Below are 17,117 nucleotides of genomic sequence, written 5' to 3'. Positions count from 1 at the left end.
GGCGGCCTCTGTGTCTCCTGCCGCCCGGGCGTCTCGCCGTACGCTCGCCTGTGCGGTGCCTACCGTGCCGTGCTGCGTTCAGACGCTTCCCGAGGAGCAGGCAATGCGAGAGCGACTGGTGGTCATCGGCGGAGATGCGGCGGGCATGTCGGCCGCGTCGCAAGCCCGCAGGCTCAAAGGCCCCGATGAGCTGGAGATCATCGCGTTCGAGCGCGGCCACTTCACGTCGTACTCGGCGTGCGGCATCCCGTACTGGGTCAGCGGCGACGTCGTGGAGCGGGACGATCTGATCGCGCGCACACCGGAGGAGCACCGGGCCCGCGCGATCGACCTGCGGATGCGCACCGAGGTGACGGAGATCGATGTCGCGGGCGGCCGTGTCCGCGCCCGTGATCTGGAGTCCGGCGCCGAGGAGTGGACGGCGTACGACAAGCTCGTGATCGCCACGGGGGCCCGGCCGGACCGGCCACCGCTGCCCGGCATGGACGCGCCCGGGGTCCACGGGGTGCAGACACTCGACGACGGTCAGGCGCTGCTCGACACCCTGGAGGGGACGGAGGGCCGCCGGGCCGTGGTCGTCGGCGCCGGCTACATCGGCGTGGAGATGGCCGAGGCGATGATGAAGCGCGGCTACGACGTCACGGTCGTCAACCGCGGCCAGGAGCCGATGGCCACGCTCGACCCGGACATGGGCCGTCTCGTCCACGAGGCGATGACGGGGCTCGGCATCGCCATGGTCGACGACGCCGAGGTCACCAAGGTCCTTACGGACGCGGAGGGCCGGGCCCGCGCGGTGGCCACGGACGACGCCGAGTACCCGGCTGACGTGGTGGTGCTCGGCATGGGCGTACGCCCGGAGACCGCCCTCGCTCGCGCGGCGGGGCTGCCGCTCGGCGAGTACGGCGGTCTGCTCACCGACCTCGCGATGCGGGTGCGCGGCCACGACAACGTCTGGGCGGGCGGTGACTGCGTGGAGGTCCTCGACCTCGTCTCCGGCCGCGAGCGGCATATCGCCCTGGGCACGCACGCCAACAAGCACGGGCAGGTGATCGGGGCGAACGTGGGCGGCGGGTACGCCACGTTCCCCGGTGTCGTCGGTACGGCGGTCAGCAAGGTCTGCGATCTGGAGATCGCCCGTACGGGGCTGCGCGAGAAGGACGCGCGGGCCGTCGGGCTGCAGTACGTGACGGTCACCGTCGAGTCGACGAGCCGGGCCGGCTACTACCCCGGGGCGGCGCCCATGACGGTGAAGATGCTCGCGGAGCGCCGTACGGGGCGGCTTCTCGGCGTGCAGATCGTCGGCCGTGAGGGGGCGGCGAAACGGGTGGACATCGCGGCGGTCGCGCTCACCGCGGGCATGACGGTGGAGCAGATGACCGCGCTGGATCTGGGGTACGCGCCGCCGTTCTCGCCGGTGTGGGATCCGGTGCTGATCGCTGCGCGGAAGGCTTCGGTGGCGGTGCGGGTGGCGGGCGACTGAGGTTCTTCCACCATCCCGCCCCTTCGACCCCCTGTCGCCCTGACGGGCTCGTCCTCAAGCTCCCCCAGCTAACGCTGGGAGGTGCCCCCAGACGGGCTGAGTGGTTGCCGCGCGGGCTGATTGGTTGCCGGACGGCTGGATCACGCGGTCGTGCCGTTGATCCTCTCGATCGCCTGGCGGGCCTGGTCCCCCGGCGAGCGGCCCGTGAGGGACGACACGGGAGCCGGGGCGACGGCTTGCGCCGGCCGCTCCTGCGACGCCGGTTTCGCGTGTGCCGCCGGCGGCCGGGTGCGCAGGCGATGGCTCGCGGCCTCGTCCAGGCTCACCGGGCGCTGCAGGCGCGCCGCGAGCCGGCCGGCCTCCTGGCCCAGCGCGGCGACGTCCTCCCACTGCAGGCGCAACACCAGACGGACTTCCGCGTCTCCGTCAGGCAGCGCCTGAAGCGGCAGACTGCTGGGGTCGTTGCTGGGATCGGTCATGGGCCGTCCTCACGTCTCGGAACCCCCGGTGGGGAGTGCCCGTCCCCGGGCCGGGGCGGACGCAGAGTGATACGGGAGCATGTCCGTTCCCGTTCAGCGGAGCGCCCGGGTTCGCGCGGCCCCTGCCGGGCAGGGATCAGATGTGGTCATCCCCGTCCATGACGTGAATCCGGCGCGGCGCACGCCCTGGGTGACGTACGCGCTGATCGCCGCCAATGTCGTCGTCTTCCTGCGTACTCCGGGAATGGCGGGCTCGCTGACGGGCGGAAGCAGCCTTGCGCAGCTGTGCGAGCTGCGGGCGTTCATGGAGCACTGGGCGGCCGTGCCGGAGGAGCTGATCCGTCTGCGGATGCCGCGTGCGGTGCCCACAGGCGATGTGGGCCTGGGTCCGTCCGGGCCGGGCTGCGTGGTCGGACCGCCCGACTACGAGAAGTACCCTCCGCTGTCCGTCCTCACCTCGATGTTCCTGCACGGCAGCTGGCTGCACCTGCTCGGCAACATGCTGTTCCTGTGGGTCTTCGGCAACAACGTCGAGGACCGCCTCGGGCATGTGCGGTACGTGCTGTTCTACGTCGTGTGCGGGTACGCCGCCGGCTACGGATACGCACTGGTCAACCCCGATTCCGGCGCCCTCCTGATGGGCGCGTCCGGAGCGGTCGCCGGGGTCCTGGGCGCCTATCTGGTGCTGTATCCGAAGGCGCGGGTGTGGGTGCTGGTGCCGTTCCTGCTGTTCCTGCCGCTGCGGCTGGCAGCGTGGATCGTGCTGGGCCTGTGGTTCGTGCTGCAGGCGGTGTACTCGTACGGCGCGGCGGTCACGCAGGCCGGGACCGTGGCCTACGTGGCCCACGTGGTCGGCTTCCTGGCGGGGATGCTCCTCGCCTGGCCGCTGCGCCGCGGCACACAGCCACCACCTGAGCCGAGCCGCATGCTGTGGGGCAGACAGGCTCGGCACAACTGGTGACCGACGGGGCCGACGGCAGGACTGGTAACCGACCGGCCCACGTGAGGCGCGACGGCAGGCGTCAGCGCGCCGTCTGCGTGTGCACGTACTCAACGAGGCGAGTGAGCGCGTCCGGCTCCGTGGTCGGCAGGACGCCGTGTCCGAGGTTGAACACGTGGCCCTCGAGCCCGGCCGCCGCGTCCAGTACCTCACGGGTCTTCTGCTCGACCGCCTCGGTCGACGAGAAGAGCACCGCCGGGTCGAGGTTGCCCTGAAGCGCCTTGCCGGGGCCGACCCGGCGGGCGGCATCGTCGAGCGGGACGCGCCAGTCGACGCCGACGACGTCCGCACCGGCCTCGCCCATCGGCCCGAGGAGTTCGCCGGTGCCGACACCGAAGTGGATGCGCGGCACCCCGTATCCGGCCACCGCCTCGAAGACCTTCCGCGAAGCGGGCATCACCGAGCGCCGGTAGTCCGCGGGCGCGAGGGCGCCCACCCACGAGTCGAAGAGCTGCACGGCCGAGGCGCCCGCCTCGATCTGCACCTTCAGGAACGCCGCCGTGATCTCCGCGAGCCGGTCGAGCAGGTCGGCCCACAGCTGCGGGTCGCCGTACATGAGCGCCTTGGTGTGCTCGTGGTTGCGTGACGGACCGCCCTCGACGAGGTAGCTCGCGAGGGTGAACGGCGCACCCGCGAAACCGATCAGCGGGGTCGCGCCCAGCTCGGCGGTGAGCAGGCCGATCGCCTCGGTGACGTAGGAGACGTCCTCGGGCGTGAGATCCCGCAGCTGGGCGAGGTCCGCGCGCGTACGGATGGGGCACTCGACGACCGGGCCGACGCCGGGCTTGATGTCGAGGTCGATGCCGATGGCCTTGAGCGGTACGACGATGTCGCTGAAGAAGATCGCGGCGTCGACGCCGTGGCGGCGGACCGGCTGCAGTGTGATCTCGGTGACCAGCTCGGGCCGCATGCAGGACTCGAGCATGGGGATGCCCTCGCGGACCTTGCGGTACTCGGGTAGCGAGCGCCCGGCCTGCCGCATGAACCACACCGGCGTGTGCGGCACGGGCTCGCGCCTGCACGCCTTCAGGAAGGCTGATTCCTGGACTTCCTGCACGTCCTTGACGTCCTTGGCATCGCGCTTGACGTGGTCGTGCGGCGTGGTCGGCTGGTGGCCCGCGGGGCTCTCGTTGGCACTCACGTCGGAAAGTCTCGCATGCAGCGGACACCGCCCGTCCCCGGGGACAGCGGCCGCACGCCACCCGGGGCGTTCATCCGAATGGGGACTGGCGCGTGGCGTATTCATGGGGGCGTGAACCGGACAGCGGTCGCGCTGCCGGGTGTCTCTCCCTGCGCGAAGCCTCCGTTCCCCTTAATCTTCCCCGCATGGCTGCGGCTCAGGGACGACTGTCGGACGACGCTGACGATAGGGACGGTACGGAGGGCAATGCGGCGGACTCGTCTCCGCTGCCCTTCCGCGCGGCTGTCGACGCGCTGCGGGGTGCGCGACTGCGCTCGGAGATCGAGATCTCCCCGGCACGCCCGCCCCAGCGCCTGGCCCCCTTCGCCCATGCGCTGGAGGCCGCGGTCGTCGACGGCGAGGACGACCTCGCCGACGGACGGCTCGTCCTGCTGCACGACCCGGCGGGGCACGAGGCCTGGCAGGGCTCGTTCCGGCTGGTCACACTCGTACGGGCGGAGCTGGAGCCGGAAATAGCGTCTGATCCGCTGCTGCCCGAGGTCTGCTGGTCGTGGCTGACGGGCGCGCTGACGGCGCGCGGGCTGTCGTACGGGGAACCGAGCGGCACCGTCACGCGCGCGGGTTCGCACTACTTCGGCGCGCTCGCCGAGCGTCCGCCGGCATCGCAGATCGAGATCCGTGCGTCCTGGACGCCGCGCGAGGGCCTCGGCGGGGTACCGGACACGGCGGCGCATCTCAACGCATGGTGCGACCTGCTGTGCCAGGTCGCCGGGCTGCCGCCGGCCGGTCCCGGCGATGCGTCGGTGGTGTCGCTGCCGCAGCGGCGGGGGCCGCAGACACGCTGAGAGCGGCGCCGAGGCATTGACGCGGAGGCCGAGCCTGCTGCTCGCCCTGGCAGGCCCGTGCGCGTGTCATGCACACGGGCCTGGTTGCCGCCGGGCTGCTGCCCGTGCTGCCGGGTGCCGGCCGCGGGCTGCGCAGGCCAGGGACATCGCGCGGTGGCAGCCCTCATCGCGCGGGGGCGTCCGTACGCCTGAGAAGCACCGGCCCCTCCCCCAGGCGATGCAATTCCAGACGCGTATCCGACGCGTACGGGACACGCTGCGGCCCGATACGGACGCGAAGCGGATGGATTACGACCTGCCTCGGCTCGATTTGATCTCTGACATGATCGCTCGCATGTCTGAATTGCACGAATTGTTACTCACCAAATCGTGATCTTTCTCTAAAGGAGGACGGGTTTGGTGCCGAAGAGGTCTGTGACCTTGAAAGCACGGTTCGTCCCGGCTTCATCCCCGAGCCGGTCCCGTCCCGCACCCCCAGGAGGCCTGGTGTCCGTTCTCCTCGAGCAGCCCGCAAGCCTGGTCGCCTACCGCCCGAACAAGCCGACCGCCATGGTGGTCGTGGCCGACCCGCGTGTCCGCTCCACCGTCACCCGTCATCTGTGGGCGCTCGGAGTGCGCGACGTCATCGAGGCGTCGTCCATCGCGGAGGCCCGCCCCCGGATCGGCAACCCGCGCGACATCTGCGTCGCCGACGTCCACCTTCCCGACGGCAGCGGGCTCACCCTGCTGTCCGAAACCCGAGCCGCCGGCTGGCCCAACGGGCTGGCCCTCTCCGCCGCCGACGACATCGGCGCCGTACGCAACGCCCTCGCGGGCGGTGTGAAGGGCTACGTCGTCACCGGCACCCGCACGAACGTGGGCCTTCCCACCCGCCCCGGCGCCGCCCCCATCGGGTCGGCCGCCGCCCGTATGCACCGCCGCCCCCCGGGCGCCCCGAGCCACCCGGGCGGCTACCGAGAGCTGTCCGGCCGCGAGGTCGAGGTGCTGCGACTGGTGGCGGAAGGCCAGTCCAACAAGGCCATCGGCGTCTCGATGGGCCTGTCCGCACTCACCGTCAAGAGCCACCTCGCCCGCATCGCCCGCAAGCTCGGCACCGGCGACCGGGCAGGGATGGTCGCCGTGGCCCTGCGCACCGGAATCATCCACTGACCGAATTCACCCACTGACCGGGATCATTCACCGCCCTGACTGGTTTACGTCCCTCCCGCGCCCGCCGACGGAACGTTCCGACGACGGGCGCTGTGCATGCACAGATACCCTTGACAGGTGACCGACGCCCAAGACACCGCAGCAGCCAGTTCACTGCGAACCACCGGGGGCGGCCCTCCGGACGACGGCGTCGCAGGCCTCGTAGTCGACGGGACGCCGATTCCGTTGCTCGAGCCGCGTGACGGCATCCCTCCGGTGGTCGCCGACGAAGAGACCCTCGCCGAGGTGATCGCGGCCTTCGCCGACGGCTCCGGACCCGTCGCCGTCGACGCCGAGCGCGCCTCCGGCTACCGCTACGGACAGCGGGCCTACCTCGTACAGCTGCGCCGCGAGGGCGCCGGCACCGCGCTCATCGACCCCATCGCCTGCCCGGACCTCTCGGGTCTCGGCGCTGCGCTCGCCGATACGGAATGGGTGCTGCACGCCGCCACCCAGGACCTGCCGTGCCTGCGCGAAATAGGCACGGTTCCCACGCGCCTCTTCGACACCGAGCTGGCCGGACGCCTCGCGGGCTTCCCGCGGGTCGGTCTCGGCGCGATGGTCGAGGGCGTACTGGGCTACGTACTGGAGAAGGGGCACTCCGCCGTCGACTGGTCGACGCGGCCGCTGCCCGATCCCTGGCTGCGCTACGCAGCCCTCGACGTCGAGCTGCTCGTGGACCTGCGCGACGCGCTGGAGAAGGAGCTCGACCGGCAGGGCAAGCTGGAGTGGGCCCAGCAGGAGTTCGACGCGATCGTCTCGGCGCCGCCCGCGGCGCCGCGCAAGGACCCGTGGCGCCGTACGTCGGGCATGCACAAGGTGCGCCGCCGTCGGCAGATGGCGGTCGTACGGGAGCTGTGGAACGCCCGGGACCGGATCGCGCAGCGGCGCGACGTGTCGCCCGGCAAGGTGCTGGGCGACACGGCGATCGTCGAGGCGGCGCTCGCGATGCCCCCGAACGTCCACGCCCTGGCGGGGCTGAACGGCTTCGGGCACCGTATGGGGCGGCGTCAGCTGGAGCAGTGGCAGGCGGCGGTGGACCGCGCCAGGGCGCTGCCGGACTCGTCCCTCCCGCAGCCGGGGCAGCCCGTGACCGGGCCGCCTCCGCCGCGCGCCTGGGCGGACAAGGATCCGGCCGCTGCCGCGCGACTGTCCGCGGCCCGCGCCGCGGTCTCGGCGCTCGCCGAGCAGCTGAACATGCCGCAGGAGAACCTGATCGCTCCGGACACGGTCCGGCGGGTGTGCTGGGAGCCGCCGGTCTCGCCGTCCGCGGCCTCGGTCGCGGAGGCCCTCGCGGGATACGGCGCCCGGCCGTGGCAGATCGAACAGGTCACGCCAGTCCTGGTGGCGGCACTGAAGGCCACGAAGGGCTGACGCAGGCCTCTCATTTCGACGCGCACCGGGGGGGTACATCCCGGCGCGGCCCCGACCCGCCCACCGGCAGGTGGCGAAGCACCCGCCGGGCGGCAGCCGCTCGCGAACCGAACCCCGGCCACCGGCGGCGGCGCAGAACGAGCGGCCCGAACCGGCAGGGTAACGACGCGAACAAATCGGGAAAGAGGCCGTATAGCACTCCAAACCGAAAGGGCAGCCGTGGGGATGCGCGAGGAGAGAGACCCCACCCGACGCCAGGCCGCATTCGATGTGGCGGATGCCTCGATACTGCTGCTCGACGCTGGGGGTGTGGTGCTGAGCTGCAGTGGGAACGCGGGACGGCTCCTCGGATACACGCAGGAGGGCCTGCTGGGCCGCAGCGTCACCTCCCTCCTCGCCGACGAGGACGCGGCACGGCTTCCGGCCATCACCGAACGGTGCCGGCAGGACGGCGGCTGGAGTGGGCTGCTCTCGGCACGGCACCGGGACGGCCGGCCGGTCAGGCTGATGGTGCGGATGATCCCGGTGAAGGAGCCCGGCGGCAGTGCGCGCTGGATGGTCCTCGCCGGCGACATGACCGGGGCCCCGGGGTGGGACATGAGCCGGCACCTGCTGGAGCGGATGGCCTCGCAGTCGCCCGTGGGCATCGCCGTCGTGGACACGGACCTCCGGTACGTGTGGTCGAACCCGGCCCTGGAGAAGTTCAGCGGAGGGCCGCCGCAGCACCGCCTCGGGCGGCGGCTCGGCGACATCCAGCCGGATCTGGACGTGAAGGCGATCGAGGCGCAGATGCGCAAGGTGCTCCAGACCGGTGAACCGGTGATCGGTTACGAGCACGTGGGCCGGCTGCGGTCCGGTCCGCAGCGCGAGGTCGCCCACTCGATGTCGTTCATCCGGCTCGAGGACGACCACGGACACCCGGTGGGCGTGTACTACACGGTCACGGACATCACCGACCGCTATCGCGCGCGGCAGCGCCTGGCCCTGCTGGACCGGGCGGGCGAGCAGATCGGACGCACGCTCGACGTCATGCAGACCGGGCAGGAACTCGCCGACTCGGCGGTGCCGGAAATCGCCGACTTCGTCGCCGTCGACCTGCTGGAGTCCGTACTCAAGGGGGCAGAGCCGGCCCACCGTCCCCTCGATGACCCGGAGGTCATCCCGCTGCGCCGCGCCGGCCACCAGTCGGTGCGGCCGGGGGTTCCGGAAGCCGTCGTCGAGATCGGGGGCGTGGCCCGCTATCACGCCGGTTCGCCGCCGATCGAGTGCCTGAACAGCGGCAAGTCATGGCGCGAGGAGCGGCTGGACCCGCTGGCCAGGGAGTGGGCCACCGACCTTCCCGGCGGCCGGGCCGCCACGTTCCTCGATCTGGGGCTGCACAGCGTGATGATCGTGCCGATCCGCGCGCGCGGCACCACACTCGGCATCACGACGTTCTTCCGGCGCCAGACCCAGGATCCGTTCGAGGCCGACGACCTCAGTCTGGCCGAGGAGTTCGTCGCCCGTGCGGCCGTCTGCCTCGACAACGCCCGCCGCTACACGCGGGAGCGGGACGCGGCCCTCGTACTGCAGCAGAACCTCCTGCCGCACGGCGTCCCCGAGCAGGAGGCCGTCGACGTGGCCACCTGCTACCGGCCCGCCGACGAGCTGACCGGCCTCGCCGGCGACTGGTTCGACCTCATCCCGCTGTCCGGCGCACGGGTGGCACTGGTGGTGGGCGAGGTGGTCGGGCACGGCATCGAGGGGGCCGCCGCCATGGGACGGCTGCGCACCGCCGTACAGACCCTCGCCGATCTGGACCTGCCGCCCGACGAGGTGCTCGCCCACCTCGACGACCTGATCAGCCGGGCGGCGCGGGAGGCGGGCTCGGGCCCCGGCGCCCCCGCCGGAGGCGCCCACACCGTGGGGACGAGCTGTCTGTACGCGGTCTACGATCCGGTCAGCGGCGACTGTGTCATGGCCAGCGCCGGCCATCTCGCGCCCGCGATCGTCGCCCCCGACGGCACGGTCACCTTCGCCGAACTGCCCCTCGGGCCGGCGCTGGGCGTGGGCGGCCTTCCTTTCGAGTGCGCCGAGTTCCATCTGCCGGAGGGCAGCGTGCTCGCGCTGCACACCGACGGCCTGGTGGCCACCCACGGAGCACCCGGCACGGTTCCGGACCCCGAGGCGGGCAAGCAGCGGCTGCGCCGCGCGCTGGAGGCGCACCACCTGCCGCTCGACAACCTGTGCCGGACGATCGTGGACGACCTCGTCCCCACGCAACCGCACGACGACGCGGCACTGCTGATGGCGAAGACCCGCCGCCTGGGTGCGGACAGGGTGGCCTCCTGGGACCTGCCCGCGGATCCGGCGGTCGTCGCGCAGGCCCGTCAGACGACGGCCCGCCAACTGGCCGCATGGGGCCTGGAGGACCTGACCTTCACCATGGAGCTCGTCGTGAGCGAGCTCGTCACCAACGCGATCCGGCACGCCTCCGGCCCGCTCCGGCTGCGCCTGATCATGGAACGCGCCCTGATCTGCGAGGTCTCCGACACCGGCAGCAGCGCACCGCACCTGCGCCACCCGCGGACGACCGACGAGGGTGGCCGGGGGCTGTTCCTGGTCTCCCAGCTCTCCCGGCGCTGGGGCACCCGCTACACCACCAACGGCAAGATCATCTGGGCGGAGCAGCCGCTGACGGAGCGTATGGGGTGACCACGGCCCTGGAGCGACAGCGGCAGCTGCGCTGAGAGAGGTCTTCGGTCCCGTCGCCGTCCTGTTCCCAGGGGCCGCCGTGCCGGGCGGCAGCATGGGAGTTCCGTAGCCCGGGGGCCCGATTCCCTGGCCCGAGTCCATGAGAGTTCCCTCATGGGAACTTCATGCACGGGTAAACGAATCGCAAATCCGCGTCCCGGTCCCCAGCCAGGCAGGTTCAACGCGCCGCAGTTCTCTGGGTGCTGTCCGTATCCGTATGCCTGAGTAGAGGACGCACCATGCCGTCGCACAGCTCACGCACCACCGCCCCAGAGAACCATCCGGACGACCAGGCGCAGAACCGTCCTGCCCGATCACCGAAGGCGGGCTTGTTCGGCAACCTCCGTTACGACCTGCCCGCCTCCATCGTCGTCTTCCTGGTCGCGATCCCGCTGTCGCTCGGAATCGCCCTGGCCTCGGGCGCCCCGATCACCGCGGGCCTGATCGCCGCCGCGGTCGGCGGCATCGTCGCCGGCGCCGCCGGCGGCTCCGCACTCCAGGCCAGTGGACCCGCGGCGGGCCTGACCGTGGTCGTCGCCGGCTTCGTCAACGAGTACGGATGGGCGGCGACCTGCGCCATCACCGTGGCGGCCGGCCTCATCCAGATCGCACTCGGCTTCCTCCGTGTGGCCCGCGCGGCGCTGGCCATCTCGCCGGCCATCGTGCACGGCATGCTGGCCGGTATCGGCATCACGATCACCTTGGCCCAGATCCATGTCGTGCTCGGCGGAAAGCCGAACAGCTCCGCCACCGAGAACATGACGGCCCTTCCCGGCCAGATCATGCACACGAACCCGGGGGCCGCGATCGTCGGCGCGATGGTGATCGCCGTCATGCTGCTGTGGCCGAAGCTGCCGAAGGTCCGCGCGGTGCCCGCCGCCCTGGTGGCGATCGTGGTGGCCACCGCGGCGGCGACCATGCTGGGCCTGGACGCCGTACGGGTCGACCTGCCCGAGAACGTCCTGGACCTGGGCCTGGCCCCCGAGATGCCCCATGGAAGTTGGAGCGCCATCGCCCTGGCCGCTCTCACCATGGCGGTGATCGCGAGCATCGAGTCCCTTCTCTCCGCCGTCGCGGTGGACCGGATGCACGAAGGCCCGCGCGCCCGTCTCAACCGCGAGCTGATCGGCCAGGGCCTGGCCAATTCGACGTCCGGCCTCCTGGGCGGTCTGCCCGTCACCGGCGTGATCGTCCGCAGCACCACCAACGTCGCCGCCGGAGCCAAGACCCGTGCCTCGACCATCCTGCACGGCATATGGGTCGTCGTCTTCGTCGTCCTGGCCGCCGGGCTGATCGAACAGATCCCCCTCGCCGCTCTGGCCGCGCTGCTGGTCGTGATGGGCATACGGATGGTCAAGCCCGAGGAGATCCGCGAGCTCAGGCGCCACCGCGAACTGACGGTCTACGTCGTCACCGCGTTCGCCGTCGTGGAGTTGAACCTGCTGGAGGGTGTGGCGCTCGGCATCGTCGTGGCCATACTGCAGGCGCTCTACCGGCTCACCCACACCAAGATGAGTACCGAGCACAAGGACGACTACTGGCACGTCGTAGTCGAGGGCTCCCTGACCTTCGCCGCCGTGCCCCGGCTGAACCGGACCCTGGCGGAGATCCCGGCGGGCGCGCGCGTCGATGTCGACCTGAACGTGGACTACTTGGACCACGCCGCATTCGAGGCCCTGCACAACTGGCGCGTCACGCACGAGCGTCTGGGCGGCCGCGTGGACGTCGACGAGGTGCACGAGAACTGGTACGAGGAAGCGGTGTCGGGCACCCCGGCCGGCCGCAAGTCCATCGTGACCGGCGCCGCCTGGCTCTTCCCGTGGACGCACCGGCGGCCCGAGGCGGCCGCGAAGGCCCATCTGCTGCACGGAGTCAGCGAGTTCCAGCGCGTCACCGCACCCCTGGTGCGGCCTGTCCTCGCCGAACTCGCTGAGCAGGGCCAGTCCCCTTCCCAACTGTTCATCACCTGTTCGGACTCCCGCCTCGTGCCGCATCTGATGACGGCGAGCGGCCCCGGTGACCTGTTCACCGTGCGCAATGTGGGAAATCTCGTTCCGCGTCCCGGGCAAGACGGTGCGTTCGACAACGTAGACGTGTCCGTTGCTGCCGCGATCGAGTACGCCACGGAGGTACTCGGAGTCAGTACGATCACCGTGTGCGGCCACTCGAGCTGCGGCGCCATGGGCGCTCTGCTCGACGGAGCGGCGCGCCAGGACCGTCCGCTGGATGCATGGCTGTCGCACGGCGGCCACACGATCGCCAGGTTCCGCGTCGACTCCGCGACGGAGGACGCAGGGAAAGCGGCCGGCTCGGAGCAGGACCAGCTGGGACGGCTCAACGTCATCCAGCAGCTGGACAATCTGCTCGCCTACCCGTGCGTCAGCGAGCGGGTCGAAGCCGGGACACTGCAGCTCACCGGCATGTTCTTCGACATCGCCGCGGCGGAGATGTACCTGCTGGACCCGGCCACCGGCACCTTCACCCCCGTCGGCGCCAAGAAGGTCTCCGCCGGCACAGCCGCCGCGGCCGACCGTGACCACTCGCGGGAGCACGTGCCCGCATGACCAGAGCCCGACGCATTCGTACGGTCATCGCCGCGCTCGCCCTGTCACTGATCACCGCCGTGCCGGTGATCAGTGCGGAGCAGGCCCCGGCCCCGCAACTCGGTGACCCGGTGGTCGTCGAGCGCGCCCCCCAGTCGTCGGCCGCGGCACCGTCGGGGCGACCGCACACGGAAGGCGCCGGGCTGGAGACGTACCCGCCGTCGGTCGGCTCACCACCGCAGCCGGGGCAGCCGACCGGCACCGGCCCGTCAGATGACGACGCGTCAGATATGTCCGAGGCATCCCCGACCCGGCCGTCGGGCATGTCGGACAGCCGTTCCTCATCGGAGGCGGAGCCGGTGTCCCCCGCATCCCCGCTCCCTGCCAGCAGCGGGGATACGGAACCCCCGACCTCGACACCGACCGTGACCCCCACCTCCAGCAGCGGAGACGACGACGAAAGTGACGGCGGCGGCGGTGACGACGGCTGACGGGCCACAACCACCAGAGCAGCCGCAGCAGGTAAGTGCCGGCCCGGGCCTTCTCCGACGCCGCGGGCTCCGCTCGATCCGGCTGCGGCTGCTCTGGCGCATGCTGCTGCTCGTCGGTCTGACACTCGGCCTCATCACGGTCGCCGAGAGCTTTATTCTCTCAGCGCGCATGAAGGAGCGCGTCGACGCAGAACTCGCCAACGAGATCCGCGAGTTCCGGGCCTTCGCGAAGGCCCATCCCCCGAGCACGGACCAGCCGCGGTCCGGCGTCCGCGAGTTGTTCGTATCCGTCCTGCAGAACCAGGTTCCCGATCGGCACCAGACGATCCTCACCCTCGTCGACGGGACGCCCTTCCGCCGTACGGGCATCGAACCGCCGGCCCGGCTGGACACCGACCCCGCCCTCGTGGCCGGGTTCGCGGACGCGACCCGGCCCACCTATGGCGACGCCACCACCGCGGCCGGGCACATCCGGTACGTGACCGTACCCGTCACGGTCGAAGGGGATCCCTCTCAGGGGGTCCTCGTCGTCGCCACGTTCACGGAGAACGAGCGCGCCGACATCAACGACACCATCCGCGTGGAGGTACTCCTCGGCCTCAGCGCGCTGTTCCTTGCCGCCGGAGTGGGCTGGGTCTTCGCCGGACGCCTCATCGCCCCGCTCCTTCTGCTCCGGGACACCGCCCGGTCCATCAACGAGTCCGACCTCACGGCCCGTATCGCGGTCCATGACGAGGACGAGATATCGCAGTTGGCGACGACCTTCAACGCCATGCTCGACCGGCTCGAGGAGTCGTTCGCCACGCAGCGGCAGTTCATCGACGACACCGGTCACGAGCTGCGCACCCCGATCACGATCATCCTCGGTCATCTGGAGCTGCTCGACGACGACCCCGTGGCCCGCCAGCGATCCGTCGACGTTGCCACCGACGAACTGCGCCGGATGAACCGCATCGTGGAGGAGCTGCTGATGCTCGCCCAGGCACGCCGCCCCGAGTCCCTGAAGCCTGGGAACGTCGTGCTGCCGGAGCTGGTCGAGGAGGTGTACGTCAAGGCGTCGGCCCTGGCGTCGCGCCGCTGGCTGCTCGAACTCGCCGACGACACGCGCCCATGGCTGCTGCGCGGCGACCGGCAGCTGCTGACCCAGGCGCTGATCCAGCTCGCGCAGAACGCGGCCCAGCACACGGAGGAGCACGCGCGCATCTGGATCGGCGGACGAGCACACGACGGCGTCGCGGAGCTGTGGGTCCGGGACAGCGGACCCGGCGTGCCCCCCGCCGAACAGGAGCGCATCTTCGAGCGGTTCGCGCGCGGCGGCCGGGCGCGCGGATCCGGCGGCGCGGGCCTCGGCCTGGCGATCGTCAAGGCCATCGCCGAAGCGCACAACGGCACGGTCACATTGGACAACCGTCCCGGTCACGGGGCCACCTTCACCCTCAGAATCCCTCTTCACAAGGTGCCATGCGACCAGCAGAGAACCCTTCCGCCCATATCCTCATCGCCGAAGACGAAGCCCACATCGCGTCGTTCGTGGAGAAAGGGCTCCGCTCCCACGGCTTCCTCACCACCGTCGTCACCAACGGACCAGACGCCCGCCACCAGGCCCTGACCGGGGACTTCGACCTCCTCGTCCTCGACCTCGGCCTGCCGGACGAGGACGGGTTCGCGGTCCTGTCCCAGCTCCGAGCGGTGTCCTGCCCGCTGCCGGTGATCATCCTCACCGCACGCACCGGTCTCACGGACACGGTGAAAGGCCTCGAAGAGGGCGCCAACGACTACATGCCGAAACCGTTCCGCTTCGAGGAACTACTCGCCCGAATCCGGCTCCGACTGCAGGACGGCGACAACTCGGCGCTGTACCGCGCCGGTGTCGCCCTCGACAGACGCACCCGCCAGGCCCGCGTGAACGGCAGGATCGTCGACCTCAGCCCGCGGGAGTTCGCGCTCCTGGAGGTTCTGATGCGGGGCGCCGGACGCGTGGTGCCCCGCGAGCAGTTGCTCGCCACAGTGTGGGGATACGACGCCGAGGAAGCCTCCAACATCGTCGACGTGTACGTGCGTTACCTCCGCCGAAAACTCGGCACCGGCTGCATCACCACCGTCCGCGGCCGCGGCTATCGGCTGGACCTGCCGGACCGGGACTGACCGGAGATGAGAAGCATGAGAACGGTGAGGTCCAAGTGAACTCTCCGCTTCTCCACGGCTTTCTTCCGAATTCTTCTGGCCTGCTGAGGATGGGCGCCACGCCGACCCCCCAGGTGTCGGCCGAGTCCATTCGTACGGGAGACGAAATGCCGCTCAACCGCAGGGAATTCCTCAACCGGTCCGCGATGGCGGGCGCCGGAGTCATGCTCGTCGGAAGCGTGGAGGCGCTGTTCGCGGCGCCCGGCGCCATCGCCGACACGGCCGAGGCGGGAAGCGCCGTCGGCTACGGCCCTCTGGTCACGGACCCGAAGGGCCTGCTCTCCCTGCCGGAGGGCTTCTCGTACCGGATCCTCACGCAGACCGGTGTCACCACCCTGGAGTCCGGCCAGACCACCCCGAGCAACCACGACGGCACGGGCGCCTTCGCGGCCGGCGGCGACGATGACGACGACGCCGTCACCCTGCTGGTGAACAACCACGAGATCGACGACCCGCTGAGCGTGGCCGGTGACCCCGTGCCGCACCTGGACGGCCTGGTGTACGACCCGGCGGCGGCCGGCGGCTGCACGGTCGTCGAGGTATCCGACGACTCCGTACGCGAGTGGGTCGGTATCGCCGGCACCTCCACCAACTGCGCCGGCGGCGTCACCCCCTGGGGCACCTGGCTCACCTGCGAGGAGACCGAGGACAAGGCCGGCGTCAACGGCATGATCAAGGACCACGGCTACGTCTTCGAGGTCGACCCGAAGCACGGCAGCCCGGCCAACCTCGACCCCAAGCCGATCAAGGCCCTCGGCCGCTACGCCCACGAGGCCGTCGTGGTCGACAGCTACCGCGGCCACCTCTACCTCACCGAGGACGCCTCCAAGCCCAACGGCCTGCTCTACCGCTGGACCCCGCCGGTCGGCTTCACGCACGGCCCCGGCAAGCTGCGGGCCCTGGCCGACGACGCGGGCGTGCTCGAGGCGTTCAAGTGCTTCGACTCCGCCGGCCAGTACGTCGACGACCTCTCCCGGGCGACGCAGGTCGGCACCGCGTACCGCGTGGACTGGGTGAAGGTCCCGGACCGGGACGCCGTCACCACCTCCGTGCGCAAGCAGTTCCTGGCCGGTGAGATCACCCGCTCCCGCAAGCTCGAGGGCATGTGGTGGGGCGACGGCGGCGCGTACTTCGTCTCCAGCTACGCCCGTACCGAGAGCCCCGGCACGCCGCACGACGGCCAGGTGTGGTTCTACGACCCGCGCACCAGCACCATCACCCTCAAGGTGCTTCTGGCGGTCAACCCGGACGTGTCCAAGGACGGTGCCTACGACGGCCCGGACAACATCACCGTCTCGCCGTTCGGCGGCCTGGTGATCGCCGAGGACGGCGACGGCGTGTCGCACCTCTTCGGCGCCACGCTCGACGGCACCACCTACCCCATCGCCCGCAACGAGCTCAACGTCGGGACCGCCGAGGCACCTGAGTACAGCGAGTTCGCCGGCGTCACCTTCTCCGCCGACGGCAAGACCCTGTTCGCCAACATCCAGGACCCGGGGATCCTGGTCGCCATCACGGGTCCCTGGGACGGTGACGGCGACGGCGATGACGACTGAGAGTGACCGACGGTAACCGTCTGCGGCCTCCGCGCCGAACCTGAAGATCGACGATGAGCGCCCGGCCCCGGGAATACGGGGGGCTGGGCGCTCGCCGTCGATG

Annotated in this window: 13 protein-coding genes; 11 read left to right on the top strand and 2 right to left on the bottom strand. The window is 71.0% G+C overall.

Annotated elements, in window-relative coordinates:
- Positions 1-103: 103 nt before the first annotated feature.
- Positions 104-1,480, top strand: a complete 1,377-nt coding sequence (locus tag ACSMXV_RS31875; RefSeq protein WP_473174597.1) for an FAD-dependent oxidoreductase — start codon at positions 104-106, stop codon at positions 1,478-1,480.
- Between the two features lie 140 nt (positions 1,481-1,620).
- On the opposite strand, the gene ACSMXV_RS31870 is transcribed toward ACSMXV_RS31875, so the two are convergent.
- Complete coding sequence (locus ACSMXV_RS31870) at positions 1,621-1,959, bottom strand: hypothetical protein (RefSeq protein ID WP_473174596.1); 339 nt, start codon at positions 1,957-1,959, stop codon at positions 1,621-1,623.
- Between the two features lie 142 nt (positions 1,960-2,101).
- Here ACSMXV_RS31870 and ACSMXV_RS31865 point away from each other — a divergent pair, with 142 nt between their 5' ends.
- Positions 2,102-2,920, top strand: coding sequence for a rhomboid family intramembrane serine protease (locus ACSMXV_RS31865; RefSeq protein ID WP_473174595.1), 819 nt, complete (start codon positions 2,102-2,104; stop codon positions 2,918-2,920).
- A gap of 61 nt (positions 2,921-2,981) precedes the next feature.
- On the opposite strand, the gene hemE is transcribed toward ACSMXV_RS31865, so the two are convergent.
- Positions 2,982-4,100 (bottom strand): uroporphyrinogen decarboxylase, encoded by a 1,119-nt coding sequence (hemE, locus tag ACSMXV_RS31860; protein ID WP_473174594.1) that lies wholly within the window; start codon positions 4,098-4,100, stop codon positions 2,982-2,984.
- A 185-nt stretch (positions 4,101-4,285) separates the two neighbouring features.
- On the opposite strand from hemE, the gene ACSMXV_RS31855 reads away from it, so the two are divergent.
- The 9 genes from ACSMXV_RS31855 (at position 4,286) to ACSMXV_RS31815 (ending at position 17,014) form a co-directional block, all read left to right on the top strand.
- Positions 4,286-4,945 (top strand): DUF3000 domain-containing protein, encoded by a 660-nt coding sequence (locus ACSMXV_RS31855; RefSeq protein WP_473174593.1) that lies wholly within the window; start codon positions 4,286-4,288, stop codon positions 4,943-4,945.
- 486 nt (positions 4,946-5,431) lie between these two features.
- Entirely contained in the window at positions 5,432-6,094 is a 663-nt protein-coding gene (locus ACSMXV_RS31850) for a response regulator transcription factor (protein WP_030687574.1), read from the top strand.
- 117 nt (positions 6,095-6,211) lie between these two features.
- Positions 6,212-7,507 carry an HRDC domain-containing protein gene (locus ACSMXV_RS31845; protein WP_473174592.1) on the top strand — a complete coding sequence of 432 codons (1,296 nt, stop codon included), beginning with the start codon at positions 6,212-6,214 and terminating at the stop codon, positions 7,505-7,507.
- Positions 7,508-7,732: 225 nt separating this feature from the next.
- On the top strand, positions 7,733-10,201 hold the full coding sequence (locus ACSMXV_RS31840; RefSeq protein WP_473174591.1) for a SpoIIE family protein phosphatase: 2,469 nt from the start codon (positions 7,733-7,735) through the stop codon (positions 10,199-10,201).
- A 278-nt stretch (positions 10,202-10,479) separates the two neighbouring features.
- Entirely contained in the window at positions 10,480-12,804 is a 2,325-nt protein-coding gene (locus ACSMXV_RS31835; protein WP_473174590.1) for a SulP family inorganic anion transporter, read from the top strand.
- The gene (locus ACSMXV_RS31830) at positions 12,801-13,274 is read left to right on the top strand and encodes a hypothetical protein (RefSeq protein ID WP_473174589.1); all 474 of its coding nucleotides are present in this window, start codon (positions 12,801-12,803) and stop codon (positions 13,272-13,274) included. The genes ACSMXV_RS31835 and ACSMXV_RS31830 overlap by 4 nt, the downstream gene beginning before the upstream one ends.
- Before the next feature lie 100 nt (positions 13,275-13,374).
- The gene (locus ACSMXV_RS31825; RefSeq protein WP_473174588.1) at positions 13,375-14,883 is read left to right on the top strand and encodes a HAMP domain-containing sensor histidine kinase; all 1,509 of its coding nucleotides are present in this window, start codon (positions 13,375-13,377) and stop codon (positions 14,881-14,883) included.
- On the top strand, positions 14,805-15,419 hold the full coding sequence (locus ACSMXV_RS31820; RefSeq protein WP_473174587.1) for a response regulator transcription factor: 615 nt from the start codon (positions 14,805-14,807) through the stop codon (positions 15,417-15,419). Before ACSMXV_RS31825 ends, ACSMXV_RS31820 begins: the two co-directional genes overlap by 79 nt.
- A 146-nt stretch (positions 15,420-15,565) precedes the next feature.
- Positions 15,566-17,014, top strand: coding sequence for an alkaline phosphatase PhoX (locus tag ACSMXV_RS31815; RefSeq protein ID WP_473179118.1), 1,449 nt, complete (start codon positions 15,566-15,568; stop codon positions 17,012-17,014).
- Positions 17,015-17,117 lie beyond the last annotated feature (103 nt).

This window comes from Streptomyces sp. DSM 42067, assembly GCF_055792885.1.
Note: the sequence above shows the minus strand (reverse complement) of the source record. Positions and strands in the feature narration are given on the sequence as shown.